This is a genomic window from Actinomadura bangladeshensis (assembly GCF_004348335.1).
Taxonomy (GTDB): Bacteria; Actinomycetota; Actinomycetes; order Streptosporangiales; family Streptosporangiaceae; genus Spirillospora; species Spirillospora bangladeshensis.
Window position 1 is genome coordinate 20,495 of record NZ_SMJW01000041.1, and the last position, 20,904, is coordinate 41,398.

Sequence of the window (20,904 nt, forward strand, 5' to 3'; positions counted from 1 at the left end):
ACGGACAAGTGACCGCCCGCCCCCGGACGCCCCCCGCGCATCGTTGACTTGCGGCGTGTTGTTGTTATGCGGGCCCGCATAACAACAACACGCCGCAGATCAACGGAGGAAGCGGAAGATGCCCTGGAGGACGCAGGCCGGCTTCTCGTGGTTCTCGATCTCCACGGTCAGGTCGGCGGTGACCTGGACGCCGCCGGCGATGTCCGTCACGTCGGCGAGGGTTCCGGAGAGGCGGATGCGGGAGCCGGCCGGGACCGGGGCCGGGAAGCGCACCCTGTTCAGCCCGTAGTTGATCTTCGTGGTGACGCCGGTGACGTCGAGCAGCTCCGTCCACAGCGGGATGACCAGCGACAGCGTCAGGTAGCCGTGCGCGATCGGGCCGCCGAACGGGCCGTCCTTGGCGCGCTCGGGGTCGACGTGGATCCACTGGTGGTCGCCGGTGGCGTCGGCGAACGTGTTGATCCGGGCCTGGTCCACCTCCAGCCAGCGGCTCGTGCCGAGCGAACCGCCCGCCAGGCTCTTCAGGTCCGCGAACGCGACGGTCGTGCTCATGCCTTCTTCTCCTTGCCGCCGCCGAGGCCGAGGGCCCGGACGGCGTTCTCCTTGAGGATCTTGGGACGGACGTGCGGCTTGATCTCCAGCGCGTCGAAGTCGCGCCGCCACCGGTCCGGGGTGATGACCGGGTAGTCGGAGCCGAACAGCACCTTGTCCTGCAGGAGGCCGTTGGCGTACCGGACGAGCTGCGGCGGGAAGTACTTCGGCGACCAGCCGGACAGGTCGATGTAGACGTTGGGCTTGTGGGTGGCGACGGCGAGCGCCTCGTCCTGCCAGGGGAAGGACGGGTGCGCCATGATGATCGTCAGGTCGGGGACGTCGACGGCGACGTCGTCGAGCAGCATCGGGTTCGACAGGCCGAGCCGGATGCCGCCGCCGCCCGGCATGCCCGCGCCGATCCCGGTCTGCCCGGTGTGGAACAGGGCCGGGACGCCGTGCTCGGCGGCGACCTCCAGCAGCGGGTACGCGCTGCGGTCGTTGGGCGCGAACCCCTGCAGGGACGGGTGGAACTTGATGCCGCGCATCCCGTGGTCCTCGATCAGCCGGCGGAACGTCCGGGCGCCGGCGCGCCCCTTGGCCGGGTCGATGCTCGCGAACGGGATCAGCACGTCGGGGTGCGCGGCGGCCCGCTCGGCGATCTCCTCGTTGGAGAGCGCCGGATGCCCGGTGGCGTTCTCGATGTCGACGGTGAACACGACCGCGGCCAGGCGGCGCTCGCGGTAGTGGGACGCGATCTCGTCGATCGTGGGCGTCCGGTTCTGGTCCGCGCCGAAGTACTTCGCGGACGCCTCCATGAAGTCGTCCGGCAGCGACAGGTGCCCGTGCAGGTCGGACTCCACGTGCACGTGGACGTCGATCGCCTCCAGGGCGTCCAGGTCGAGCCCGCTCATCGGGTCTGCTCCCGGGGCAGGTTCTCTCCGACGCTCTGCTGGTGCTCGGCGAAAATCGTGGGCCAGGCGGCGGCGATGTCGGCGGCGGACCAGCCGCCGTCCCGGTAGGCGGCGACGGCCTGGGTCGGGTGCGTCCACAGCGAGAGCCGGTCGCCGCCGACCCCGATCGCCTGCCCGGTGATGCCGGACGCGGCGTCCGAGGCGAGGAAGGCCACCAGCCCGGCGGCGTCCTCGGGCGTGCCGAACGCCAGCGCGCGGCGGGCGAACGGCGGCATCTCCTCGCCACGCCGCATCGCCTCGACGTAGGGGGCGAGCGCCGGGATCGTCTCGGTCATCGCGGTCGCCGCGACCGGGACGACCGCGTTCACGGTGACGTCCGCGCGGGCCAGTTCCATCGCCCAGGTGCGGACGAAGCCGACGATCCCGGCCTTGGCCGCCGCGTAGTTGGTCTGCCCGAAGTTGCCGCGCTGCCCGGCCGGGGAGCCGACCAGGATGAGCCGGCCGCCGTCGCCCTGCTCGCGGAACCGGCGCGCCGCCGCGCGGGCGCAGGTGAACGTCCCCCGGAGGTGGACCTGGACGACGGTGTCGAAGTCGTCGTCGGTCATCTTCCACAGCACCCGGTCGCGCAGGACGCCGGCGTTGGTCACCATCACGTCGAGCCGGCCGAACTCCGCCACCGCCCGCGCGACGAGCGCGTCGGCGGTCTCGGCGGGGCCGACCGCGGCGGGGTGCGCGACGGCCCGCCCGCCCGCGTCGCCGATCTGCTTCGCCGCGGCCTCGGCGGTGGCCGCATCCGCGTCGTTGACCACGACGGCCGCGCCCGCGCGGGCCAGTTCCGCGGCGTAGGCGAGGCCGAGGCCGCGCCCGGCGCCGGTGACCACCGCCACCTTCCCGTTCAGCTCCATTGCCACCTTCCCGAATCCGCTTCCGTTCCCTAGAAGTTAGATTCAGCCTTGTCGTGCGTCAAGATTTCATCGAATAAGCTTGGTGACAGCGGGAGGGCCGCGCGGCATGGTGTGATGTCCCCCGATGGCGACGACGGCGACGGAGGGACGGGCATGACCGCCGACCTGGACGCGTCCACGAGCGCACGGCCGCGCCGGCGCGCTCCGCAGCAGCTGCTGTTCAGCTTCCTCGGGTCGCTCGTCCTCGACCGAGGCCACCCGCCGATCAGCTCGCGGGTCTTCCTGCACCTGCTCGACGACCTCGGGGTCGCGGAGGCGGCGGGCCGCGCCACCCTCGCCAGGATGACCCGCAAAGGGCTGCTCGCCCGCGTCCGGGAGGGGCGCACCGCCCGGTTCTCGCTCACCCCGTGGGCGGAGGAGCTGCTGCGCGAGGCGAGGCCGCGGGTCCGCTCCGCGCGGCCGTTCACCCATCCGGGCGGCGAGTGGACGCTGCTCAGCTACTCGATGCCGGAGAGCCGCCGCGACCTGCGGCACCAGATCCGCGCCCGGCTGATCTGGGCCGGGTTCGGCGGGCTGCGGGACGGGCTGTGGATCGCGCCCGGCCGGGTCGACATCGCCGCGATCTTCGACGGGCCCGAGTTCGCCGGGCTGGGCGAGCTGGCCGACGCGTTCTACTCCGTCCCGGTCGAGGGCACCGACGTGCCGCGGCTGCTGCGCCGGGCATGGGACGTCGACGCGATCCGCGCCGAGCACGAGGCGTTCATCGCGACCTGGACGCCGGACCGCGAGCGGACCGGGCGCCCGCTGACCCGGCTGACCCTGCTCGGCGCGGACTGGCTGCAGCTGCTGCGCACCGACCCCGGCCTGCCCGCCGAGCACCTCCCGGACGGCTGGCCCGCCGCCGCGTCCACCGCCCTGTACCGGGAGCGGTTCGCCGTCCTCGAACCGGACGCGGCCGCGCAGCTCGGCAGGCTCCTCGCCGACGACGCCGGGCGCCGCTGAACCCGCCCCGGCGGTGGCGCGCAGCGTCCTACCTGTACGGGCCTGCGGCGGATGCCCCGCCGGAACGCACGCCGATCCCGGGACCGCCGAGATCCGCACAGCGGATTTCCGCGCAGCCATTTATGGAATGGCCGAAAAGCGGAATCGCGGGGCGAGTCGCCGAGACGATCTAGCGGACGGGCGCGGCGCACCGTACTTTGGCTGCATCGCCGCGCTCGTCAGCAGTACGAGTTCGTCATCGGCGCCGTGCTCATCGGAGAGCCGCCCGTTCACGGGCGCGCTCCCACGCGTCCGCAGAAAGGGCCGCAATGGAGAATCCGCTCGTCATCGACCCGACCGGCAGCGATGTCCAGGGGGAGGCCGCGAAACTGCGGGCCAGGGGCCCGGTGACGCCCGTGGAACTGCCGGGCGGCGTCGTCGCGTGGGCGGTCACCGGCCAGGAGCAGCTCAAACGGCTGCTGGCCGACCCCCGCGTCTCCAAGGACCCGAACCGGCACTGGGCGAAATGGATCAGCGGCGAGGTCGGCGAGGAATGGCCGCTCAGCCTGTGGGTGTCGGTGAAGAACATGTTCACCGCCTACGGCGAGGAGCACCGCCGGCTCCGCGCGATCATCTCCCGCGCGTTCACCCCGCGCCGCACCGAGGTGCTCCGGCCGGACGTCGAGCGGATCACCGCCGGCCTGCTCGACGGGCTCGCCGCCTCCCCCGGCGGGCGCGCCGACCTGCGCGAGGCGTTCGCCTACCCGCTGCCGATCGAGGTGATCTGCCGGCTGTTCGGCGTCCCGGACGCGAGCCGGCCGGCGCTGCGGCGCTGCGTGGACGGCATCTTCAACACGGCGCTGACGCAGGAGGAGGCGGTCGCCAACCAGATGGAGATGTACGGCATCCTGCAGGACTTCGTCGCGTTCCGGCGCCGCGAGCCCGCCGACGACCTGGCCGGCGTCCTCATCTCCTCCCGCGACGAGGACGGCTCGCAGCTCAGCGAGACCGAGCTGGTCGACACGCTGATCCTGATGATCTCGGCCGGGCACGAGACGACGGTGAACCTGCTCGACCAGGTGATCACCGCGCTGCTGACGCACCCGGAGCAGCGCGCACTCGTCCGGTCCGGCCGGGTGCCGTGGACCGAGGTGATCGAGGAGGCGCTGCGCTGGCAGGCGCCCGTCGCGAACCTGCCGCTCCGCTACGCCGTCGAGGACATCGACGTCGACGGCGTCACGATCGGGAAGGGCGAGGCGATCCTCGCCGCCTACGCGGCCGCCGGGCGCGACCTTTCCCTGCACGGCGACGACGCCGACCTGTTCGACGTCGAGCGCGCGAACAAGGAGCACATCTCCTTCGGCCACGGCGTGCACTTCTGCGTCGGTTCGCATCTGGCGCGAATGGAGGCCGAGATCTCGCTGCCCGCGCTTTTCGAGCGCTTCCCGGATATGGAGCTGGCGGTCGATCCGCCGGAACTGCCTCCGGTCGAGTCGTTCATCTCCAACGGCCACCGCTCGCTGCCGGTCACGTTGAATTCGTAGGGTTCCCGCCGCGTTCTCCCCGGCTCACCGGGATCGGTCAGCCGGGGGCGCGGCGCGCCCTCGCCCGGCGTTTCCCCTCGTGCATGGCCTGGACCCGCGCGATCGGAATCGTGTGCCCGTGCTCGATCAGTTCGGCGGGCAGGGCCTGCGGTTCGGGCATGAGCTCCGACCACGGGTCGCGGTCGCCGAGGACGCCGAGCGCGGTCCTGATCGTGAAGTCGGCCGGGGCGACGCCGTCGAGGTCGTCCCACGCGACGGGGAACGAGACGGGCGTGCCGGGGCGGATGCGCGGGCTGTAGGCGGCGGCCACGGTCGCGCCGCCAGCGCGGGTCGAGTCGAGGAACACCTTGCCGCCCCGGTCCTCGCGGATGAACGCCGTCGTCGCGAGGCCGGGGTCGAGCCGTTCGGCGCGGACGCCGAGCGCGCGGGTGGCGGCGGCGACGTCCTCGGCGGGCGTCCGGCCGTCCAGCGGTACGAACACGTGCACGCCCTTGGCGCCGCTGGTCTTCACCGCGCCCCGCAGCCCGGAGTCGTCCAGCGCCCGCCGGACGAGGTGCGCGGCGCGGACGGCGGCGCCGAACGCGTCCGCCCCCGGCGGGTCGATGTCGATGACCAGGTGGGTGGGGCGGTCGGGCGCGTCCGCGCGGAACAGCGGCGGGTGGTACTCGACGGCGCGCTGGTTGGCGAACCACAGCAGCGTGCGGCGGTCGTCGCACAGCGCGTACGACACCTCGCGCCGGGACGTCTCCGCCCACACCTGCACCGTCCGCACCCACTCCGGCGTGTACTTCGGGGTGTTCTTCTGCATGAACGGCTTCTGGCCGCGCAGCACGCGGATCACCGACAGCGGGCGCCCGGCGAGCTGCGGGACGATGCGCCCGGCGACGGCGTCCAGGTAGTCGACCAGGTCGCGTTTCGTCGCGCCGGCCCCCTCGAACAGGGGCTGGTCCAGGTTGGTCAGCCGGACCCCGGCACGCTCCTCTTCGGCGCTCACCCCACCACCTTCGCACGTGCGTCCGACAACGCCGGGTGTAGCGTCGCGTCCATGTACGTTCCGGCGCATTTCTCCGCAGGCGACGCCGAGGTCCGGGAGCTGCTGGCCGGGTGCGACGCGGCCGACCTGGTGACGAGCACGCCGCGGGGGCTCATCGCCACGTTCCTGCCCGTCCTCTACGACCCGTCGGCGGGCGAGCACGGCGCGATCCTGGCGCACGTCGCCCGCAACAACGACCAGTGGCGCGAGCCCGCCGCCGGAGAGTCACTGTTCATCCTGCACGGCCCGGACGCGTACGTGTCGCCGTCCTGGTACCCGTCCAAGCGCGAGCACGGGCGCGCGGTGCCGACGTGGAACTACCTGACCGCGCACGTCTACGGCCGGCTCGTCGTCCACGACGACCCCGCCTGGGTGGAGTCGATGGTGCGCCGCCTGACCGAGCGCCACGAGAGCGGCCGCGAACCCTCGTGGTCGGTGGACGACGCCCCGCCGAGCTACATCGCGGGCCAGTTGCGCGCGATCGTCGGCCTGGAACTGGTCATCACCCGGATCGAGGCCAAGGCGAAGATGAGCCAGAACCGGCCGGAGGCCGACCGCGCCGGGGTCGTGGACGGCTACCTGGCCGAGGGCGACACCACGATGGCCGAGGCCGTCCGCGACGCCTAGCCCCCTCGCCGGCGCGTCTCCCTCAGCCCAGCAGGTCGAGAGTCGTGGTGACGTGGGGGACGTGGCCGGCGGCGCAGGTGTGGGACGCGACGTCGGCGCCCACGCCCAGCGCGGTCGGGATGAGGCGGTTCGTGCGGAACGCGATGCCGGGGTCGCGGAGCATCGGGTTGGCGCCCGGGACCACCTCCGAGAGCAGCACGAACGTCGGGTCGATGACCTTGGTGGCGCCGTCCTCGTCCTCGACCTCCACCCAGGCGTGCACGAGGTCGGGCAGGCCGACCAGCCAGCCGATCCGCGTCGTCGCGGGGATGCCCTCCTCGCGGCAGAGGCGGGCGATGTAGCGGCTGGCGGAGCCGCAGCTCGCGAACCCGCGCGGGATGAGGGACTCGTCGTTGCGCATCGCCTCGGGGAGGCGCAGCCAGCGCAGCTCCGCGCCCATGAACTCGCGCAGGATCGCGCGGAGCGCGGGCGAGCGCAGCACCGGGCAGTCGCCGACCGTCCGCAGGACGGCGGACAGGGTGAGCGCGGGGCCGGACGCGCGGGCGGTCGCCGACGTCCCGGCGGGGACGTTGCGCGCCGCGCCCGCCGGATGCGCGCGGACCTGGCGGACCTTCCCGCCGTACGCGCCGGTCCGCGGCCGGGCGAGGGTGTTGCGGGCGCCGGGGGCGCAGCCGTCGGGGGCGCCGCAGGCGACCCGCAGCTCGAACCGGGACATGCGGGGCGCCATGAGGTCCTCGCAGGACGAGCGGGTCCAGCCCAGGGCGGCCGCGACGCCCCGCTCGATCCCGGTGCGCCCGGAGCCGGAGTACAGGGCCAGGTTGAAGATGTCGCGGGAGTCGAGCCGTTCGCGGCCGCGGTCGCCGGTGGCCGGGAGCCCGTGCCGGATCAGGTCGGACAGCGTGCGGTCGTCGCAGGCGAGCATCGCGGCGGCCTCGGCCCGGCCGGTGTCGGGACGGCGGTGCTCCGGGGGGATGACGAGGATGCCGTCGAGCGTGCGCAGCAGGGGGTGAGCGGCGGCACGGGCCATGTCAGCGCTGCACGAAGCGGTAGTCGGACGGGTCGAGGCGGCGGGTGCGGCGGCGGTAGTCGAGCATCGAGCCCGGCCAGTTGCTGGCGTTGCGGCCGTCGCCCCGCAGGTACCAGCTGCCGCAGCCGCCGGCGTTCCAGACCGTCCGGCCGAGGCGGCGCTGGAGGCGCTCGTCGAACGCGGAGAGCACGCCCTCGCGGACGTCCATGTACAGCACCTCCGGGTCGCGCAGCGCACGAACGGCCTGCACGATGTAGGCGATCTGGCTCTCCAGCATGTGTACCACCGACCCGGAACCGACGTTGGTGTTGGGCCCGTACATCAGGAAGAAATTCGGGAAACCGGCGACGGCCAGGCCGAGGTAGGCGCGCGGCCCGTCCCGCCAGGCGTCCTCCAGCGCGCGGCCGTCCAGTCCCGTGACGCGCATCGGCGCGACGAAGCCGTGCGACCGGAAGCCGGTGCCCATGATGATGGTGTCGGCCGGATGCGACCTCCCGTCGGCGGTGACGACCGCGTCCGGGGTGACCTTGACGATCGCGCTGGTGACGACGTCCACGTGCGGCAGGTTGAGGGAGCGGTAGTAGTCGCTGGAGACCAGGACGCGCTTGCAGCCCAGCTCGTAGTCGGGCGTCAGGTTCCTGCGCATCTCCTTGTCGCGCACCGACCACCGCGTGGTGCGGCAGAGCGCGCGGATGTGCGCCGACAGCACCCGGCGTCCGCGCGGCGAGATCAGCATCGGGTTGAGCAGCACCTCGAACCAGACGAAGACCCCGAGCCGGGACAGCCGCTGCAGGACGGGGACGCGGCGGTTGAGCCAGGACCGGGCGCGGGGGTAGCGGCGGTCCCACTTCCAGCCCACCCACTGCGGTTCGCGCTGGAACACGGTCAGCCTGGCCGCCTCCGGCGCGATCCGCGGGACGAACTGGACGGCGCTCGCCCCGTTGCCGACGACGGCGATCTCGCGTCCGGAGAGGTCGCGGCCGTGGTCCCACTCCGCGGAGTGGAAGACGGTGCCGCCGAACGACTCCAGGCCCGGGATGTCGGGGACGGACGGCCGGCTGAGCTGCCCGCACGCGGAGACGAGCACGTCCGCCTCGCGGGTCTCCCCGCCGGCGGTCCGCAGGGTCCACCGGCCGGACCCGGCGTCGAACTCGGCGGCGGTGATCTCCGTGCCGAACGCCATGTGCTCCATGACGCCGTACTTGCGGGCGCACGCCCGCAGGTAGTCGAGGATCTCCGGCTGCGGCGCGAACCTGCGCGACCAGTCGTGCTTCGGCTCGAAGGAGTAGGAGTACAGGTGCGACGGCGCGTCGCAGGCGGCGCCCGGGTAGGTGTTCTCGCGCCACACCCCGCCGACGTCCCCGGCCCGCTCGAACACGGTGAAGCCGGTGAGGCCCGCGCGCTTCAGGCCGATGGCGAGTCCCAGCCCGCTGAACCCGCTCCCCACGATCGCGACCGACGGTCCGCCCATGGCACGTCCCTTCAACGCCCATGCCACCCTAACCTCTCATTGGCGACCCGCCAATAGTGCCGCGGACGAGACCCCGGCGACCTCGCCCGGCCGTCGGGTCAGCGCGGCCGCCAGGGCGATTCCGGGGACGTGGGACGGGGGTCGGCGCTGACCCGGAGGGCGTAGGTGGGGGTCGGCGCCTGCGCGACGGGGCCGAGGTAGACGTGCCCGGTCAGATGGCACCATGCGGGAAGGTCGAGGGGAGCCGCCGGATCGGCGGCCATCAGGTGGACGACCGTGCCGGGCGCGAGCTCCGCGAGATGCGCCCGCAACTCCAGCAGGAGGCGCACGCAGGAGCGGTCGCCGCCGTCGATCACCACCGGCTCCGCGCTCACTCCCGCACCCCGCTCACTCACACCCCGGTTCTGGCAGCCCACAGGGTGAAATATAGGGCTTTGCCACGACATATCAGCAGACAGGGGCACACGACCGTCCTCCCCTCCCCCTCGGGACGGCGCCCGGGCGCACCGGAGGTGGGCGTGATATCCGGGCGTTCAAAAGCGACAGAACAGGATGAAACGCCAGGGAACGCGTCCGTCCCCGATATGAGGGAGGGACGTCCTAGACTTGACCCTTCCTTTGAGGTTTCGTCCAGGATCAACGCTTACAGTCGCAGTGAAGTACCCCCCGTTGTCACTCAGGTGAGGAAACCGACTTTGGGGCGAACCATGGATCTCGGAGCAGCGCGGGTGGAGATCACGCAGACCTGCGGGACGCTGACGTTCCCCGACGAGGTCGACCTGAGCAACGGCGAGGAGATCCTCGCGCAGGCCATTCGGCTCCTCGACTCCGGGGCACCGGCCCTGATCCTCGACCTCACCGACTGCGCGTTCTGCGACTCCAACGGGCTCAACGTCATCACCCGGTCGCAGATGCGGGCGAGCGAACTCGGCGTCCCCATGTGGGTGGTGCTCCCGCCGCGCGGCCTCGTCCGCCGGGTGTCCGACGTCGCCGGGCTGCAGCGCCGCGTCGCGATCGCGCCGGACGTGACGACGGCGCGCGAGGCGATCGCCGCGCACGGCTGACCCGCGCCCTGGTCAGCGTTCGAGGACGCGGTCGATCCATGCGTCGGAGTTCTCCAGCATCAGCTGCCCCGCGCCGAGCACGCTGGCGTCGCGGCCCGCGCGGGACGTGGCGATCTCCAGGTTGCGGGTGGCGAGGGGCAGGCAGCGCTCGTAGATGACGCCCCGGATGGTGGCGACGAGCGGTTCGGCGTTGGACAGGCTGCCGCCGATGACGAGCGCGTCCGGGTTGAAGAAGTTCACGAGGCCGGTCAGCACGTCCCCGATGAGCCGGCCCGCGGTGCGCACGGCGCTGGTGGCCTGCGGGACGCCGTCGGCGACGAGGTCGACGATCTCGGACGGATGCTCCACCGCGATGCCGTGCCCGGCGAGGGACGCGGCGAGCGCGGCTCCGCTGGCGTGGGCCTCCAGGCAGTCGGGGTGGCCGCAGGAGCAGTCGACGGTCGCCTCGGACAGGATCCGCACGTGGCTGATGTCGCCGGCGGCGCCGCGGCCCCGGTGCAGCCGGCCGTCCACGATGACGCCGCAGCCGATGCCGCTGCCGAGCTTGATGACCATCAGGTTGTCCAGGGACGGCCAGGACGCGCGGTGCTCCCCGACGGCCATGAGGTTGGCGTCGTTCTCGACCAGGACGGGGACGCCGGCGTGCCGGGTCACGAAGTCGCGGACGGGGAAGTCGTTCCAGCCCGGCATCCGGGACGGTGAGACGACCTGGCCGGTCGCGGGGTCGACCGGTCCGGGCAGGCCGATGCCGATGCCGCGGACGGGGACGTCCGCCAGCCCGTGCTCGCGGGCGAGGCCGCGCAGGCTCCGGGTGACCGCGGTCAGCGTCTCCTCGGGCCCGACGGCGATGTCGCAGGCGAGGTCGGACACCGCGAGCGGCGTCCCGGCGAGGTCGGCGGCGGCGAGCCGGGCGTGGTGCGCGCCGAGGTCGGCGACGAGGAAGACGCCCGCCTCCCGGGCGAGCCGGAGGCGGCGGGGCCGCCGGCCCCCGCGCGAGGCCCCGGCGCCCTCCTCGGCGAACAGGCCGGCCGCGATGAGCTGCTCGACCCGCAGCGAGACGCTGGAGGCGGCGAGCCCGGACAGCCGGGCGAGCTCGGCCCGCGACTCCGCCCGGCCGGTCGCCACCAGCCGCACGAGCGCCGCCGGTCCGTCGTCTCCCTTGTTGCGCACCACAGATAGATAGCATGCGCGAACTTGGTACAGCAACGCGTTGACTTACATCGATTTGACGAACTATCGTCCGACTTGGCTTCGATTTCGAAGGAAGTTGGATCGTAGGTGACCGAATGATCGAGGTGCGCGGCCTCAGCAAGCGCTTCGGCGGGCACACCGCCCTGCACGACGTCGATCTGGACGTCGCGCACGGCGAGGTCGTCGTGGTGATCGGCCCGTCCGGGTCGGGCAAGTCGACGCTCTGCCGGTGCCTCAACCGGCTGGAGACGCCGGACGAAGGCGTGATCCGCATCGACGGCGAGGAGCTGCCCGCCGAGGGGCGCGCCCTCGCCCGGCTGCGCGCCGACGTCGGCATGGTCTTCCAGTCGTTCAACCTGTTCCAGCACAAGACCGTCCTGCAGAACATGACGCTCGCGCCCACGCGGGTGCGCGGGCTGTCGCGCGCCGAGGCGGACGAGCGCGGGCGCGAGCTGCTCGACCGCGTCGGCATCGGCGAGCAGGCGGACAAGCTGCCCGCGCAACTGTCCGGCGGCCAGCAGCAGCGCGCCGCGATCGCCCGCGCGCTCGCGATGCGGCCGAAGGCGATGCTGTTCGACGAGCCGACGTCCGCGCTCGACCCTGAGATGGTCGGCGAGGTCCTCGACGTGATGACCGGCCTCGCCCGCGACGGCATGACGATGGTCGTCGTCACGCACGAGATGGGGTTCGCCCGCAAGGTCGCCGACCGCGTCGTGTTCATGGCGGACGGCGAGGTCGTCGAGACCGGCACCCCGGCCGCCTTCTTCGACTCCCCCGCCACCGACCGGGCCCGGGACTTCCTGGCCAAGGTCCTCAGCCACTAGTGGCACCCCCGGCGCGCCGCCCATGGCGCGCCACCCGAGAAAGGTTGATGATCATGGTGCGTACCCCTGCGGGGCTGCGGCGGGCGGCGGTGGCCGCGGTCGCCGCGCTGTCGCTGACGGGCCTGGCGGCCTGCTCCGGCGGCGACTCCGACTCGGCCGTGCCCGGCGCCGGCGGCGGCGCGACCGACGACCTGCTCGCCTCGGCGCCGGTCGCGGCGGACATCCCGGCCGGCTCCACCATGGAGAAGATCAAGCAGCGCGGCGAGCTGGTCGTGGGCGGTTCGCTGGACGCCCCGCTGCTGTCGCAGCAGAACCCGGCGACCAAGAAGGTCGAGGGCCTGGACGCCGACTTCGGCCGGCTGCTCGCCAAGTACATCATCGGCAAGCCGAACGTGAAGATCGTCAACTCGGCGTCCGAGACGCGCGAGGCGCTGCTGTCCAACGGCACGGTGGACGTGGTCTTCCAGACCTACAGCATCACGCCGGAACGCGCCGAGCAGGTCGCGTTCGCCGGGCCGTACTACAGCTCCGGCCTGGTCATCGCCACCAAGAAGGACACGACGGGCATCACGGGCCCGGACGACCTCAAGGGCAAGACGATCATCGCGGGCGCCAACACCCCGGCGATCCCGGCGATCAAGAAGGTCGCCCCGGACGCGAAGATCGTCACGTTCGGCAGCGACCCCGAGTGCGTCCAGGCGCTCAAGCAGGGCCGCGGCGACGCCTACGTCCAGGACGAGGCGGTGCTGCTCGCGACCGCCGAGCAGGACCCGTCCATCCAGATCCAGGGCAAGCCGTTCACCAGCGACCCGTACGGGATCGGACTCAAGCACGGCGACGCCCAGATGAAGCAGTTCGTCAACGACTGGCTCACCGAGATCCAGAAGTCGGGGCTGTGGGCGAAGGTCTGGAAGAACTCGATCGGCACGGTCGTCCAGGGTGAGGCCCCGCAGCCGCCCGCGATCGGCTCCGCGCCCGGCTCGGAGTAAGTCCCCCTCCGATGGACGTCATCACCGACCACCTCGGGGAGTTCGGCGACGGGCTGCTGCTCACCGTCGAGCTGACGCTGCTGTCGCTCGCCGGCGCGCTCGCCGCCGGGATCCTCGTCGCCGCGATGCGGGTCAGCCCGGTGCGCGTGCTGCGCGCCGCCGGGATGGCCTACGTCGAGGTCCTGCAGAACATCCCGCTGCTGGTCTGGCTGGTCATCGCCGTGTTCGGGCTCCCCGAGATCGGGGTGATCGCCGGGCTGTTCACCACCTCGGCCGTCGTCATCGCCCTCTACCAGGGGGCGTACACGGCCGAGGCGATCCGGTCCGGGATCAACGCGGTGCCGGCCGGCCAGGGCGAGGCCGCCCGGGCCCTCGGGCTGACGTTCGTCCAGTCGCTGCGGCTGGTCGTCCTCCCGCAGGCGCTGCGGACGGTCGTCCAGCCGCTCGGCAACATCGCGATCATGACGCTGATGAACACCGCGCTCGCGGCGGCGGTCGGCGTGGTCGAGCTGACCGCCGCCGCGAACCAGGTCAACCTCGCCGAGGCCCAGCCGATCTGGATCTTCGTGACGGCGGGCCTGATGTACATGGCGCTGTCGGGGGTGTTCGGCCTCGTCACCGGCGGTCTGGAACGGAAGCTGGCGATCCTGCGATGAGCGGCAAGGGGAGTTCCGCGCGGCTGCTGTTCGACGAGCCGGGCCCGCGCGCCCGGCGGCGCATCCGGATCACGACCGCGCTGACCGTGCTCGCCGGGGCCGTCCTCGTCGCGCTCGCGCTGCGGCAGTTCGCCGACAACGGCCAGCTCGCCGCCGACCGCTGGCGCCCGTACGGCACCTGGGTCATGTGGCGGTACCTGCTGGAGGGCCTGCGCTCCACGCTGTACGCCGCGGTCGTGTCGATCGCGCTGTCGATGGCGGCGGGCATCCTGCTCGCGCTCGGGCGGGTGTCGCCGTCGCGCTGGCTGCGCGTCCCGGCCGCCGCCTATGTCGAGATCGTCCGGACGATCCCGGCGCTGCTGCTGGTCTACGTCGTGCTGTTCGCGCTGCCGAAGTACGGGGTCGACCTGCCGCTGTTCTGGAAGCTCGTCGTGCCGCTGTCGGTGTCCAACGCCGCCGCGTTCGCGGAGATCTTCCGGGCCGGGATCCGGTCGGTGGAGCGCGGCCAGCTGGAGGCGGGCCTCGCGCTCGGCCTGACGCGCGGCCGGGCGATGCGGCTGATCGTGCTGCCGCAGGCGGCGCGGCGGGTGCTGCCGTCGCTGGTCAGCCAGTCCGCCGGGCTGCTCAAGGACACCTCGCTCGGGTACGTCGTCAGCTACGCCGAGCTGCTCTACAGCGGCAAGGTCCTCGCCAACTACAACCACCTGCTCATCCAGACCTACCTGGTGGTCGCGCTGATCTACCTGGTCATCAACGCGTCGCTGGCCAAGCTCGCGCGGACGCTGGAGGCGCGGCAGCGCACCCGTCCCTCGCGGGCCGTCCGCGAGGCCGTCCCCACCGCGAAACCCTGAGGGAAAGTGATGTACGAAGTGCTGGCCGAGGTCGTCCGGAACGGCTTCGCCGAGAGCCGCCACTACGGCAGCGTCGCCGGGCTCGCCCCGGACGGCACCCTCGCCCACGCGCGCGGCAACCCGGAGGAGACGGTCCTGCCGCGCTCCACCACCAAGCCGTTCCAGGCCCTGGCGTGCCTGTGGGCGGGCGCGCCGCTGGCGGGCGAGCGGCTCGCGATCGCGGCGGGCAGCCACACCGGCGAGGACTTCCACGTCAAGACGGTGGAGGCGATCCTCGCGGACGCCGGCCTGGGCGTGGACGCCCTGCGGTGCCCGCCGTCCTGGCCGGAGGACGAGGCGACGAGGGCCGCGCTCATCCGGGCGGGCGAGGGCGAATCGCGAGTCCGGATGAACTGCTCCGGCAAGCACGCCGCCATGCTCGCCGCCTGCGTCGCGAACGGCTGGCCGGTCGACACCTACCTCGACCCGTCGCACCCGCTCCAGCGGGCGGTGCGGCAGGTCATGGCGGACGCGGCCGGCGAGGAGCCGGCGCCCGTCGCGGTGGACGGCTGCGGCGCGCCGCTGTTCGGCCTCACGCTGACCGGTCTCGCGCGGGCCGCCCGCTCCCTCGTCCTGTCCGAGGGGTCGCGCCCGGTCGCGGACGCCATGCGCGCCCACCCCGAGTACGTCGGCGGGACCGGCCACGCCAACACCGAGTTCATGCGGGCGCTGCCCGGCACCCTCGCCAAGGGCGGCGCGGAGGGCGTGTTCATCGCCGCGACCGCCGATGGCCGCGCCGTCGCGGTGAAGGTCATCGACGGCAGCCCCCGCGCCACCACCGCCATCGCGCTGCGCGCGCTCGCCGCGCTCGGCGCCGACACCGGACCCGCCGGCGCGCTGGGCGCCGTCCCCGTGCTCGGCGGCGGACGCCCGGTCGGCGAGATCCGCACCACCGAGGAAGGACGTCAGTGAGCCTCACCTACGAGATCTGCATCGACAGCGTCGCGGGCGCCATCGCCGCCGAGAAGGCGGGCGCGCACCGCGTCGAGCTGTGCGCGGCGCTGTTCGAGGGAGGGCTCACCCCGACCCTGGGCACGGTCCGCGCGGCGCTCGCCGCCGTGTCGTCCATCAAGGTGAACGTCATCGTCCGCCCGCGCGGCGGCGACTTCATCTTCGACGAGCACGAGGTCGCGGCGATGGAGCACGACGTCGCGCTCATCCGCGAGGCCGGCGCGCACGGCGTGGTGATCGGCGCGCTGACCCCGGCGGGCGCGATCGACCGGCCCGTCGTCGAGCGGCTCCTCGCGGCGGCCGGCGGCCTGCCCGTCACCTTCCACCGCGCCTTCGACATGGCCGCCGACCCGTTCGCCGCGCTGGAGGAGCTCATCGGACTGGGCGTCGACCGCGTCCTCACCTCCGGGCAGGACGTGAGCGTGCTGGAGGGCGCGCCGCTGATCGCCGAGCTGGTGCGGCGCGCGGGCGACCGCATCATCGTCATGCCCGGCGGCGGCGTCACCGACCGGAACGTGGCCCGGGTCGTCGCGGCGACCGGCGCCCGCGAGATCCACTTCGCCGCGCTGAGCGAGCAGCCGAGCCCGGCCGTGCACCGCAACCCGTACCCGTTCATGGGCGGCGAGCTGCGGCAGCCGGAGTACCGGCGGCTCGTCACGACCGCCGCCGGCGTCGACTCGGTCATCCGCGCGGCCGGCTAGCCCGGCCGAGCGGGCCCGGGGGGGGACGAGATCCCGGCAGGTGCGACCTGCCGGGATCTCGCGCATTCGGGGCATCGCTCCCCCTGGCACGGCAGTTCTTTACATGATCTTGTGGTGGCGGAGATGGCCGCGGGTTGCGGACGGGGCATGGATGTCTGGGACCGAAGACGGGGGACGGCGCCGACGAGCGGGAGCGGGCACATGCAGGTGAAGCTGGAGGGCGAGCTCGGTCGCATTCCGATCCTGGACGTGGCACCGGTGGTGGGGTGTGGCCGGTGGCCGGCGAAGGCCGTGGTGGGTGAGACGGTCGAGGTGTCGGCGACGGTGTTCCGTGAGGGGCACGAGATGCTGGGTGCGGCGGTGGTGCTGCGGACGCCCGATGGCGAGGAGCTGCCGGGGCAGCGGATGGCCGAGGTCGGGGTCGGTCTGGACCGGTGGTCGGCGCGGGTGACGCCGACGGAGCTGGGGTCGTGGTCGTTCCGGGTGGAGGCGTGGGGCGATCCGATCGCGCACTGGTGGCATGACGCGCAGATCAAGGTGCCGCGCGGCCAGGACGTCGAACTCATGCTCGCCGAGGGCGCGGCGCTGTTCACGCGGGCCGCGCGCGAGGTGCCGGCGAAGGACCGCCGCGTCCTGACCCGGCTCACGCGGCTCCTGCCGGACGAGGACGTGGACGTGCTCGAACGGCTCGCCGCGGCCAGTGCCCCGACCGTGCTGGACGTGTTGGAGCGTCATCCGCTGCGGGATCTGTTGACCGTGTCGGACTGGTACCCGCTGGTGGTGCACCGCCAGCGCGCCCTGTACGGGGCGTGGTATGAGTTCTTCCCCCGCTCCGAAGGGGCCTCGTTCGATCCGATGGGGCGGCGGGGGCCGACCTCGGGCACCTTCCGCACCGCGATGAAACGGCTGCCCGCGATCGCCGACATGGGCTTCGACGTGGTCTACCTCCCCCCGATCCACCCCATCGGCACCACCCACCGCAAAGGCCCCAACAACACCCTGGACGCCGGCCCCTACGACCCCGGCTCCCCCTGGGCCATCGGCTCACCCGACGGCGGCCACGACGCGATCCACCCCGACCTGGGCACCCTGGAAGACTTCGACGCCTTCGTCGCCTACGCCGCCGACCACGGCCTGGAAGTAGCCCTGGACCTGGCCTTGCAATGCTCCCCCGACCACCCCTGGGTCCGCGAGCACCCCGAATGGTTCACCACCCGCGCCGACGGCACCATCGCCTACGCCGAGAACCCGCCCAAGAAGTACCAGGACATCTACCCCCTCAACTTCGACAACGACCCCGACGGCCTCTACACCGAGGTCAAACGCCTCCTGCACCACTGGATGGACCACGGCGTGCGGATCTTCCGCGTCGACAACCCCCACACCAAACCCGTCGCGTTCTGGGAACGGCTCCTGGCCGACATCAACACCACCGACCCCGACGTCCTCTTCCTGGCCGAGGCCTTCACCCGCCCCGCCATGATGCACACCCTGGCCAAAACCGGGTTCCACCAGTCCTACACCTACTTCACCTGGCGCAACGCCGCCGACGAACTCACCGAATATTTCACCGAACTCACCGGCCCCGCCGCCGCCTACATGCGACCCAACCTGTTCACCAACACCCCCGACATCCTCAACGAATACCTCCAGCACGGCGGCCGGCCCGCGTTCGAGATCCGCGCCGTCCTCGCCGCCCTGCTCTCACCCACCTGGGGCATCTACTCCGGCTACGAACTGTGCGAGAACACCCCCGTCCGCCCCGGCAGCGAGGAATACCGCGACTCGGAGAAATACCAGTACCGGCCCCGCGACTGGGACACCGCCGACCGCGACGCCACCACCATCGCCCCACTGATCACCCGGCTCAACACCCTCCGCAACACCCACCCCGCCCTCCAGCAACTCCGCAACCTGCACTTCCACCACATCGACCAACCCGAACTCCTGGCCTTCTCCAAACGCCACATGGACGACGTCGTGCTCGCCGTGGTCAACCTCAACCCCCACCAGCCCCGCGAAGCCACCGTCCACCTCGACCTGCCCGCCCTCGGCCTGCCCGACGACCCCCACCACCCCCACACCGTCACCGACGAACTCGACGGCGCCACCTACACCTGGACCCAGGCCAACTACGTCCGGCTCGACCCGCGCACGAGGCCCGCACACATCCTCACGTTCCAGCGGAACGGCGGACGTGTGCGGGCCGGTGGGAGCCGCCGGTCCGACGGGACCATGGCCGGGGCGGACGGGACGACCGCGAGGTCGCGCCGGGCCTCGCCGCGGCCCGCCCGGAACCGGCGGCGCCCGAGCGGGAGCTGAGCCCGCGGCCGGGCCGTCAGGCCGGTCCGGCGCCGCCGAGCAGGCGGTCCTCGATGGACCGGCAGCCGGTGAACACCGAGCCGAGGCCCTCCCGGTCGATGATCTCGCGGAGCCGGGCCGGCAGCGCGGGCAGCGCCAGGCAGCCGCCCTCGGCGGCGACCCGCCAGCGGATGCCGAGCAGGATCGGCAGCGGGTCGCAGCGGATCCCGAGGCGCTCGTGCATCCGCACCATCAGGTGCCGCAGGTTGCCCTCGACCAGCGTCGTCAGCGTCTCCCCGAGCCGCGGCACCGTCACCTCGTCCAGCACCCCCGACAGGTGCACGACCGTGTGGTCCCCGTCGCCGGCCCCCGTCGTGGTGATCATCAGCTCGGACGGCGCCGGCGGCGTCGGGGTGAGCCCGGCGTCCCCCGGGTGAAGGGCGCGGATCGCGTCCAGCACGTGGGTGGTGTCGACATCGCGCGCCGTCCCCGCCGGGACGGGCGTGCCGGTCGCCGACGCGACGTCCGGGAACACCGGGACGAGCTGCGCCAGCCCCGTCAGGTGCAGCGCCCGCCGCACGTGCGCGGACAGGGCGGGCACCACGGCGCGCAGCGGGCAGCCGAGCAGCTGCGCGCGCGTCTCGGCGCGGGCCAGCAGGACGAGCCCGGCCGCGTCGAGCAGCACCGCGTCACCGAAGTCGACGACGACGCAGGTGCGCCGCCGTCCCCGGGCGGGGCCGCCGCCCGCCTGCGTCCCGGCGGCCAGCGCGAGGGCCTTGCTCACGCCCTCGCGGATGCCCGCGTAGTTCTGCCAGCTGATCTGCGCGGGCAGGCTCAGCACGATGAACCCTCGCCGGGTCTCGATGCTCAGGCCCGGCACGGTCGTGTCCTTCATACGTCACATCCCGATCGGGGTTCTGGCGGCCGCGCGCGCGGGCCGGGGCGGGGCGGTCAGGGTGGAGCCGGGCGGTCTGGCCACCGTCCGGCCGTCCGGATAGGGCGGCCGGCCGCCGCGCACGACGCCCGTCAGCCGGGACGCCGCGAGGCGCTCGATGGTCCGTTCCTCGGGCCGCACCCCGAGATGGGTGCAGCAGCACCACAGGTCGTCGACGCAGCGGCGCACGTTCTCAGCCGGGATGTCGGCGAAGCGAACGCGCAGCCGCGCTACGAGCTCATCGCGCGTCGGTACGACCGATGGCGACTTCTCCCAGCGCTCCACTGTCCCTCCGATCGCTTTGGACGGACGCTTTCCGTCCGAACTGATCAGAACCCGCCGGTAAGGCGGGTTCTGAGCTTGGAAATGACCTACCCGGGGCCTGCGACAGAAAAAGCGACGAACCTAAAAACACGGACATGACACAACCGTCGCGAAGCAAGTCTTCGGAAGCCGCCGCGCCAGCGAACGGGCCGTGCACGGCCGGGTTTTTGCGCCACTTTCCCGCCGCATTCCCCGGCCCCGCCCGGGGGCTGACCGTCCGGACGCGGGACGGCCCCGCGGCGCGATGCCGCACCGGCGCGGAACGCGTCCGCGCCGGGTCGCCGCACGTCCGGCCGGGTGGGGCGCCGCGGTCCCGAAACCGACCGGATGGTCACGGTGCGTACTGAATCTTTTACGGATGGTTGCCTGTCGCGAACGTCACTCGCCCCGGCGACGGGAATTGCTGATCTAGATGTCTCCAACACACCCGGGGTGACCCATGCACGGCCAGCCGAAGAACACCGCCCGCAGCAGCACGTCCGACGAGGTCACCACGCCGGAGGCGGACATCGCAGCCGCCCGCGGCGCGAGCCGGCCACCGGGCGGGGCGCCCGCCGCCGGGGCCGTCCCCGACCCGTTCGACGACGACACACCGCGCATGCCCCACTGGTTCAAGACGGCGGTGTTCTACGAGGTGTCGGTGCGGGGCTTCGCCGACTCCAACAACGACGGCTACGGCGACCTGCGCGGCCTGATCTCCAGACTCGACCACCTGCAATGGCTGGGCATCGACTGCCTGTGGCTGCTGCCGATCTACCAGTCACCGCTCAAAGACGGCGGCTACGACATCGCGAACTACACCAGCATCCTGCCGGACTTCGGGGAACTCGGGGATTTCGTCGAACTCATCGAGCAGGCGCATGCGCGCGGTATCCGGGTGATCGCGGATCTGGTGATGAACCACACCTCGGACCAGCACCCGTGGTTCCAGGCGTCGCGGACCGATCCGGACGGGCCGTTCGGGGACTTCTACATGTGGGCCGACGACGACACCGGCTACCCCGAGGCCCGCATCATCTTCGTCGACACCGAGTCCTCCAACTGGA

At 72.5% G+C, this 20,904-nt stretch carries 22 protein-coding genes; 12 read left to right on the forward strand and 10 right to left on the reverse strand.

Translation table 11 applies throughout. From position 1 onward, the window contains the following. Positions 1-99: 99 nt before the first annotated feature. Genes E1284_RS10890 through E1284_RS10900 form a run of 3 tightly spaced genes read right to left on the reverse strand, consistent with a single transcriptional unit; the run spans position 100 to position 2,350 of the window. Positions 100-552 (reverse strand): MaoC family dehydratase, encoded by a 453-nt coding sequence (locus E1284_RS10890; RefSeq protein WP_131938908.1) that lies wholly within the window; start codon positions 550-552, stop codon positions 100-102. Next, positions 549-1,445 carry an amidohydrolase family protein gene (locus E1284_RS10895; RefSeq protein ID WP_131938909.1) on the reverse strand — a complete coding sequence of 299 codons (897 nt, stop codon included), beginning with the start codon at positions 1,443-1,445 and terminating at the stop codon, positions 549-551. The genes E1284_RS10890 and E1284_RS10895 overlap by 4 nt, the downstream gene beginning before the upstream one ends. Beyond that, positions 1,442-2,350: an SDR family NAD(P)-dependent oxidoreductase gene (locus tag E1284_RS10900; protein ID WP_131938910.1), complete on the reverse strand. Its 909-nt coding sequence runs from the start codon at positions 2,348-2,350 to the stop codon at positions 1,442-1,444. The genes E1284_RS10895 and E1284_RS10900 overlap by 4 nt, the downstream gene beginning before the upstream one ends. A gap of 153 nt (positions 2,351-2,503) precedes the next feature. Between E1284_RS10900 and E1284_RS10905 the strand changes: the two genes are divergently transcribed. Together E1284_RS10905 and E1284_RS10910 are read left to right on the forward strand one after the other, a co-directional pair. After that, positions 2,504-3,352: a PaaX family transcriptional regulator gene (locus E1284_RS10905; RefSeq protein ID WP_131938911.1), complete on the forward strand. Its 849-nt coding sequence runs from the start codon at positions 2,504-2,506 to the stop codon at positions 3,350-3,352. A 308-nt stretch (positions 3,353-3,660) separates the two neighbouring features. Continuing rightward, positions 3,661-4,875: a cytochrome P450 family protein gene (locus E1284_RS10910; RefSeq protein ID WP_131938912.1), complete on the forward strand. Its 1,215-nt coding sequence runs from the start codon at positions 3,661-3,663 to the stop codon at positions 4,873-4,875. Positions 4,876-4,912: 37 nt separating this feature from the next. Here the strand turns inward: E1284_RS10910 and E1284_RS10915 are convergent, their stop codons facing one another. Beyond that, positions 4,913-5,869 (reverse strand): DNA polymerase domain-containing protein, encoded by a 957-nt coding sequence (locus tag E1284_RS10915; RefSeq protein ID WP_131938913.1) that lies wholly within the window; start codon positions 5,867-5,869, stop codon positions 4,913-4,915. Positions 5,870-5,920: 51 nt separating this feature from the next. On the opposite strand from E1284_RS10915, the gene E1284_RS10920 reads away from it, so the two are divergent. Next, positions 5,921-6,535, forward strand: a complete 615-nt coding sequence (locus tag E1284_RS10920; RefSeq protein ID WP_131938914.1) for an FMN-binding negative transcriptional regulator — start codon at positions 5,921-5,923, stop codon at positions 6,533-6,535. 22 nt (positions 6,536-6,557) lie between these two features. On the opposite strand, the gene E1284_RS10925 is transcribed toward E1284_RS10920, so the two are convergent. The 3 genes from E1284_RS10925 to E1284_RS10935 all read right to left on the reverse strand — a co-directional run bounded on the left by E1284_RS10925 (position 6,558) and on the right by E1284_RS10935 (position 9,407). After that, on the reverse strand, positions 6,558-7,562 hold the full coding sequence (locus tag E1284_RS10925) for a transglutaminase-like domain-containing protein (protein ID WP_131938915.1): 1,005 nt from the start codon (positions 7,560-7,562) through the stop codon (positions 6,558-6,560). Position 7,563: 1 nt separating this feature from the next. Next, positions 7,564-9,033: a flavin-containing monooxygenase gene (locus E1284_RS10930; RefSeq protein ID WP_131938916.1), complete on the reverse strand. Its 1,470-nt coding sequence runs from the start codon at positions 9,031-9,033 to the stop codon at positions 7,564-7,566. Positions 9,034-9,131: 98 nt separating this feature from the next. Then, on the reverse strand, positions 9,132-9,407 hold the full coding sequence (locus E1284_RS10935) for a sulfurtransferase TusA family protein (protein ID WP_131938917.1): 276 nt from the start codon (positions 9,405-9,407) through the stop codon (positions 9,132-9,134). Between the two features lie 333 nt (positions 9,408-9,740). Here E1284_RS10935 and E1284_RS10940 point away from each other — a divergent pair, with 333 nt between their 5' ends. Further along, a complete protein-coding gene (locus E1284_RS10940; RefSeq protein WP_131938918.1) occupies positions 9,741-10,097 on the forward strand; it encodes an STAS domain-containing protein in 357 nt (118 codons plus the stop codon). A 12-nt stretch (positions 10,098-10,109) separates the two neighbouring features. Here the strand turns inward: E1284_RS10940 and E1284_RS10945 are convergent, their stop codons facing one another. Further along, complete coding sequence (locus E1284_RS10945) at positions 10,110-11,267, reverse strand: ROK family protein (protein ID WP_207923683.1); 1,158 nt, start codon at positions 11,265-11,267, stop codon at positions 10,110-10,112. A 116-nt stretch (positions 11,268-11,383) separates the two neighbouring features. Between E1284_RS10945 and E1284_RS10950 the strand changes: the two genes are divergently transcribed. The 7 genes from E1284_RS10950 (at position 11,384) to E1284_RS10980 (ending at position 18,621) form a co-directional block, all read left to right on the forward strand. Next, positions 11,384-12,112, forward strand: coding sequence for an amino acid ABC transporter ATP-binding protein (locus tag E1284_RS10950; RefSeq protein WP_131938919.1), 729 nt, complete (start codon positions 11,384-11,386; stop codon positions 12,110-12,112). Between the two features lie 53 nt (positions 12,113-12,165). Then, the gene (locus tag E1284_RS10955) at positions 12,166-13,101 is read left to right on the forward strand and encodes a glutamate ABC transporter substrate-binding protein (RefSeq protein ID WP_131938920.1); all 936 of its coding nucleotides are present in this window, start codon (positions 12,166-12,168) and stop codon (positions 13,099-13,101) included. A gap of 11 nt (positions 13,102-13,112) precedes the next feature. After that, complete coding sequence (locus E1284_RS10960) at positions 13,113-13,757, forward strand: amino acid ABC transporter permease (RefSeq protein ID WP_131938921.1); 645 nt, start codon at positions 13,113-13,115, stop codon at positions 13,755-13,757. Beyond that, positions 13,754-14,608, forward strand: a complete 855-nt coding sequence (locus E1284_RS10965) for an amino acid ABC transporter permease (RefSeq protein WP_131938922.1) — start codon at positions 13,754-13,756, stop codon at positions 14,606-14,608. Before E1284_RS10960 ends, E1284_RS10965 begins: the two co-directional genes overlap by 4 nt. Before the next feature lie 9 nt (positions 14,609-14,617). Beyond that, positions 14,618-15,559, forward strand: a complete 942-nt coding sequence (locus E1284_RS10970) for an asparaginase (protein ID WP_131938923.1) — start codon at positions 14,618-14,620, stop codon at positions 15,557-15,559. Beyond that, positions 15,556-16,299, forward strand: coding sequence for a copper homeostasis protein CutC (locus E1284_RS10975; RefSeq protein ID WP_131938924.1), 744 nt, complete (start codon positions 15,556-15,558; stop codon positions 16,297-16,299). The genes E1284_RS10970 and E1284_RS10975 overlap by 4 nt, the downstream gene beginning before the upstream one ends. A 201-nt stretch (positions 16,300-16,500) precedes the next feature. Continuing rightward, positions 16,501-18,621 (forward strand): alpha-1,4-glucan--maltose-1-phosphate maltosyltransferase, encoded by a 2,121-nt coding sequence (locus E1284_RS10980; RefSeq protein WP_131938925.1) that lies wholly within the window; start codon positions 16,501-16,503, stop codon positions 18,619-18,621. Between the two features lie 16 nt (positions 18,622-18,637). Here the strand turns inward: E1284_RS10980 and E1284_RS10985 are convergent, their stop codons facing one another. Both E1284_RS10985 and E1284_RS10990 read right to left on the reverse strand, forming a co-directional pair. Beyond that, positions 18,638-19,495, reverse strand: coding sequence for an STAS domain-containing protein (locus E1284_RS10985; protein ID WP_131938926.1), 858 nt, complete (start codon positions 19,493-19,495; stop codon positions 18,638-18,640). Positions 19,496-19,498: 3 nt separating this feature from the next. Continuing rightward, positions 19,499-19,819, reverse strand: coding sequence for a hypothetical protein (locus E1284_RS10990; protein ID WP_131938927.1), 321 nt, complete (start codon positions 19,817-19,819; stop codon positions 19,499-19,501). 637 nt (positions 19,820-20,456) lie between these two features. Between E1284_RS10990 and E1284_RS10995 the strand changes: the two genes are divergently transcribed. Then, a partial coding sequence (locus E1284_RS10995; RefSeq protein ID WP_243714396.1) for an alpha-amylase family glycosyl hydrolase occupies positions 20,457-20,904 on the forward strand: 448 nt, incomplete at its 3' end.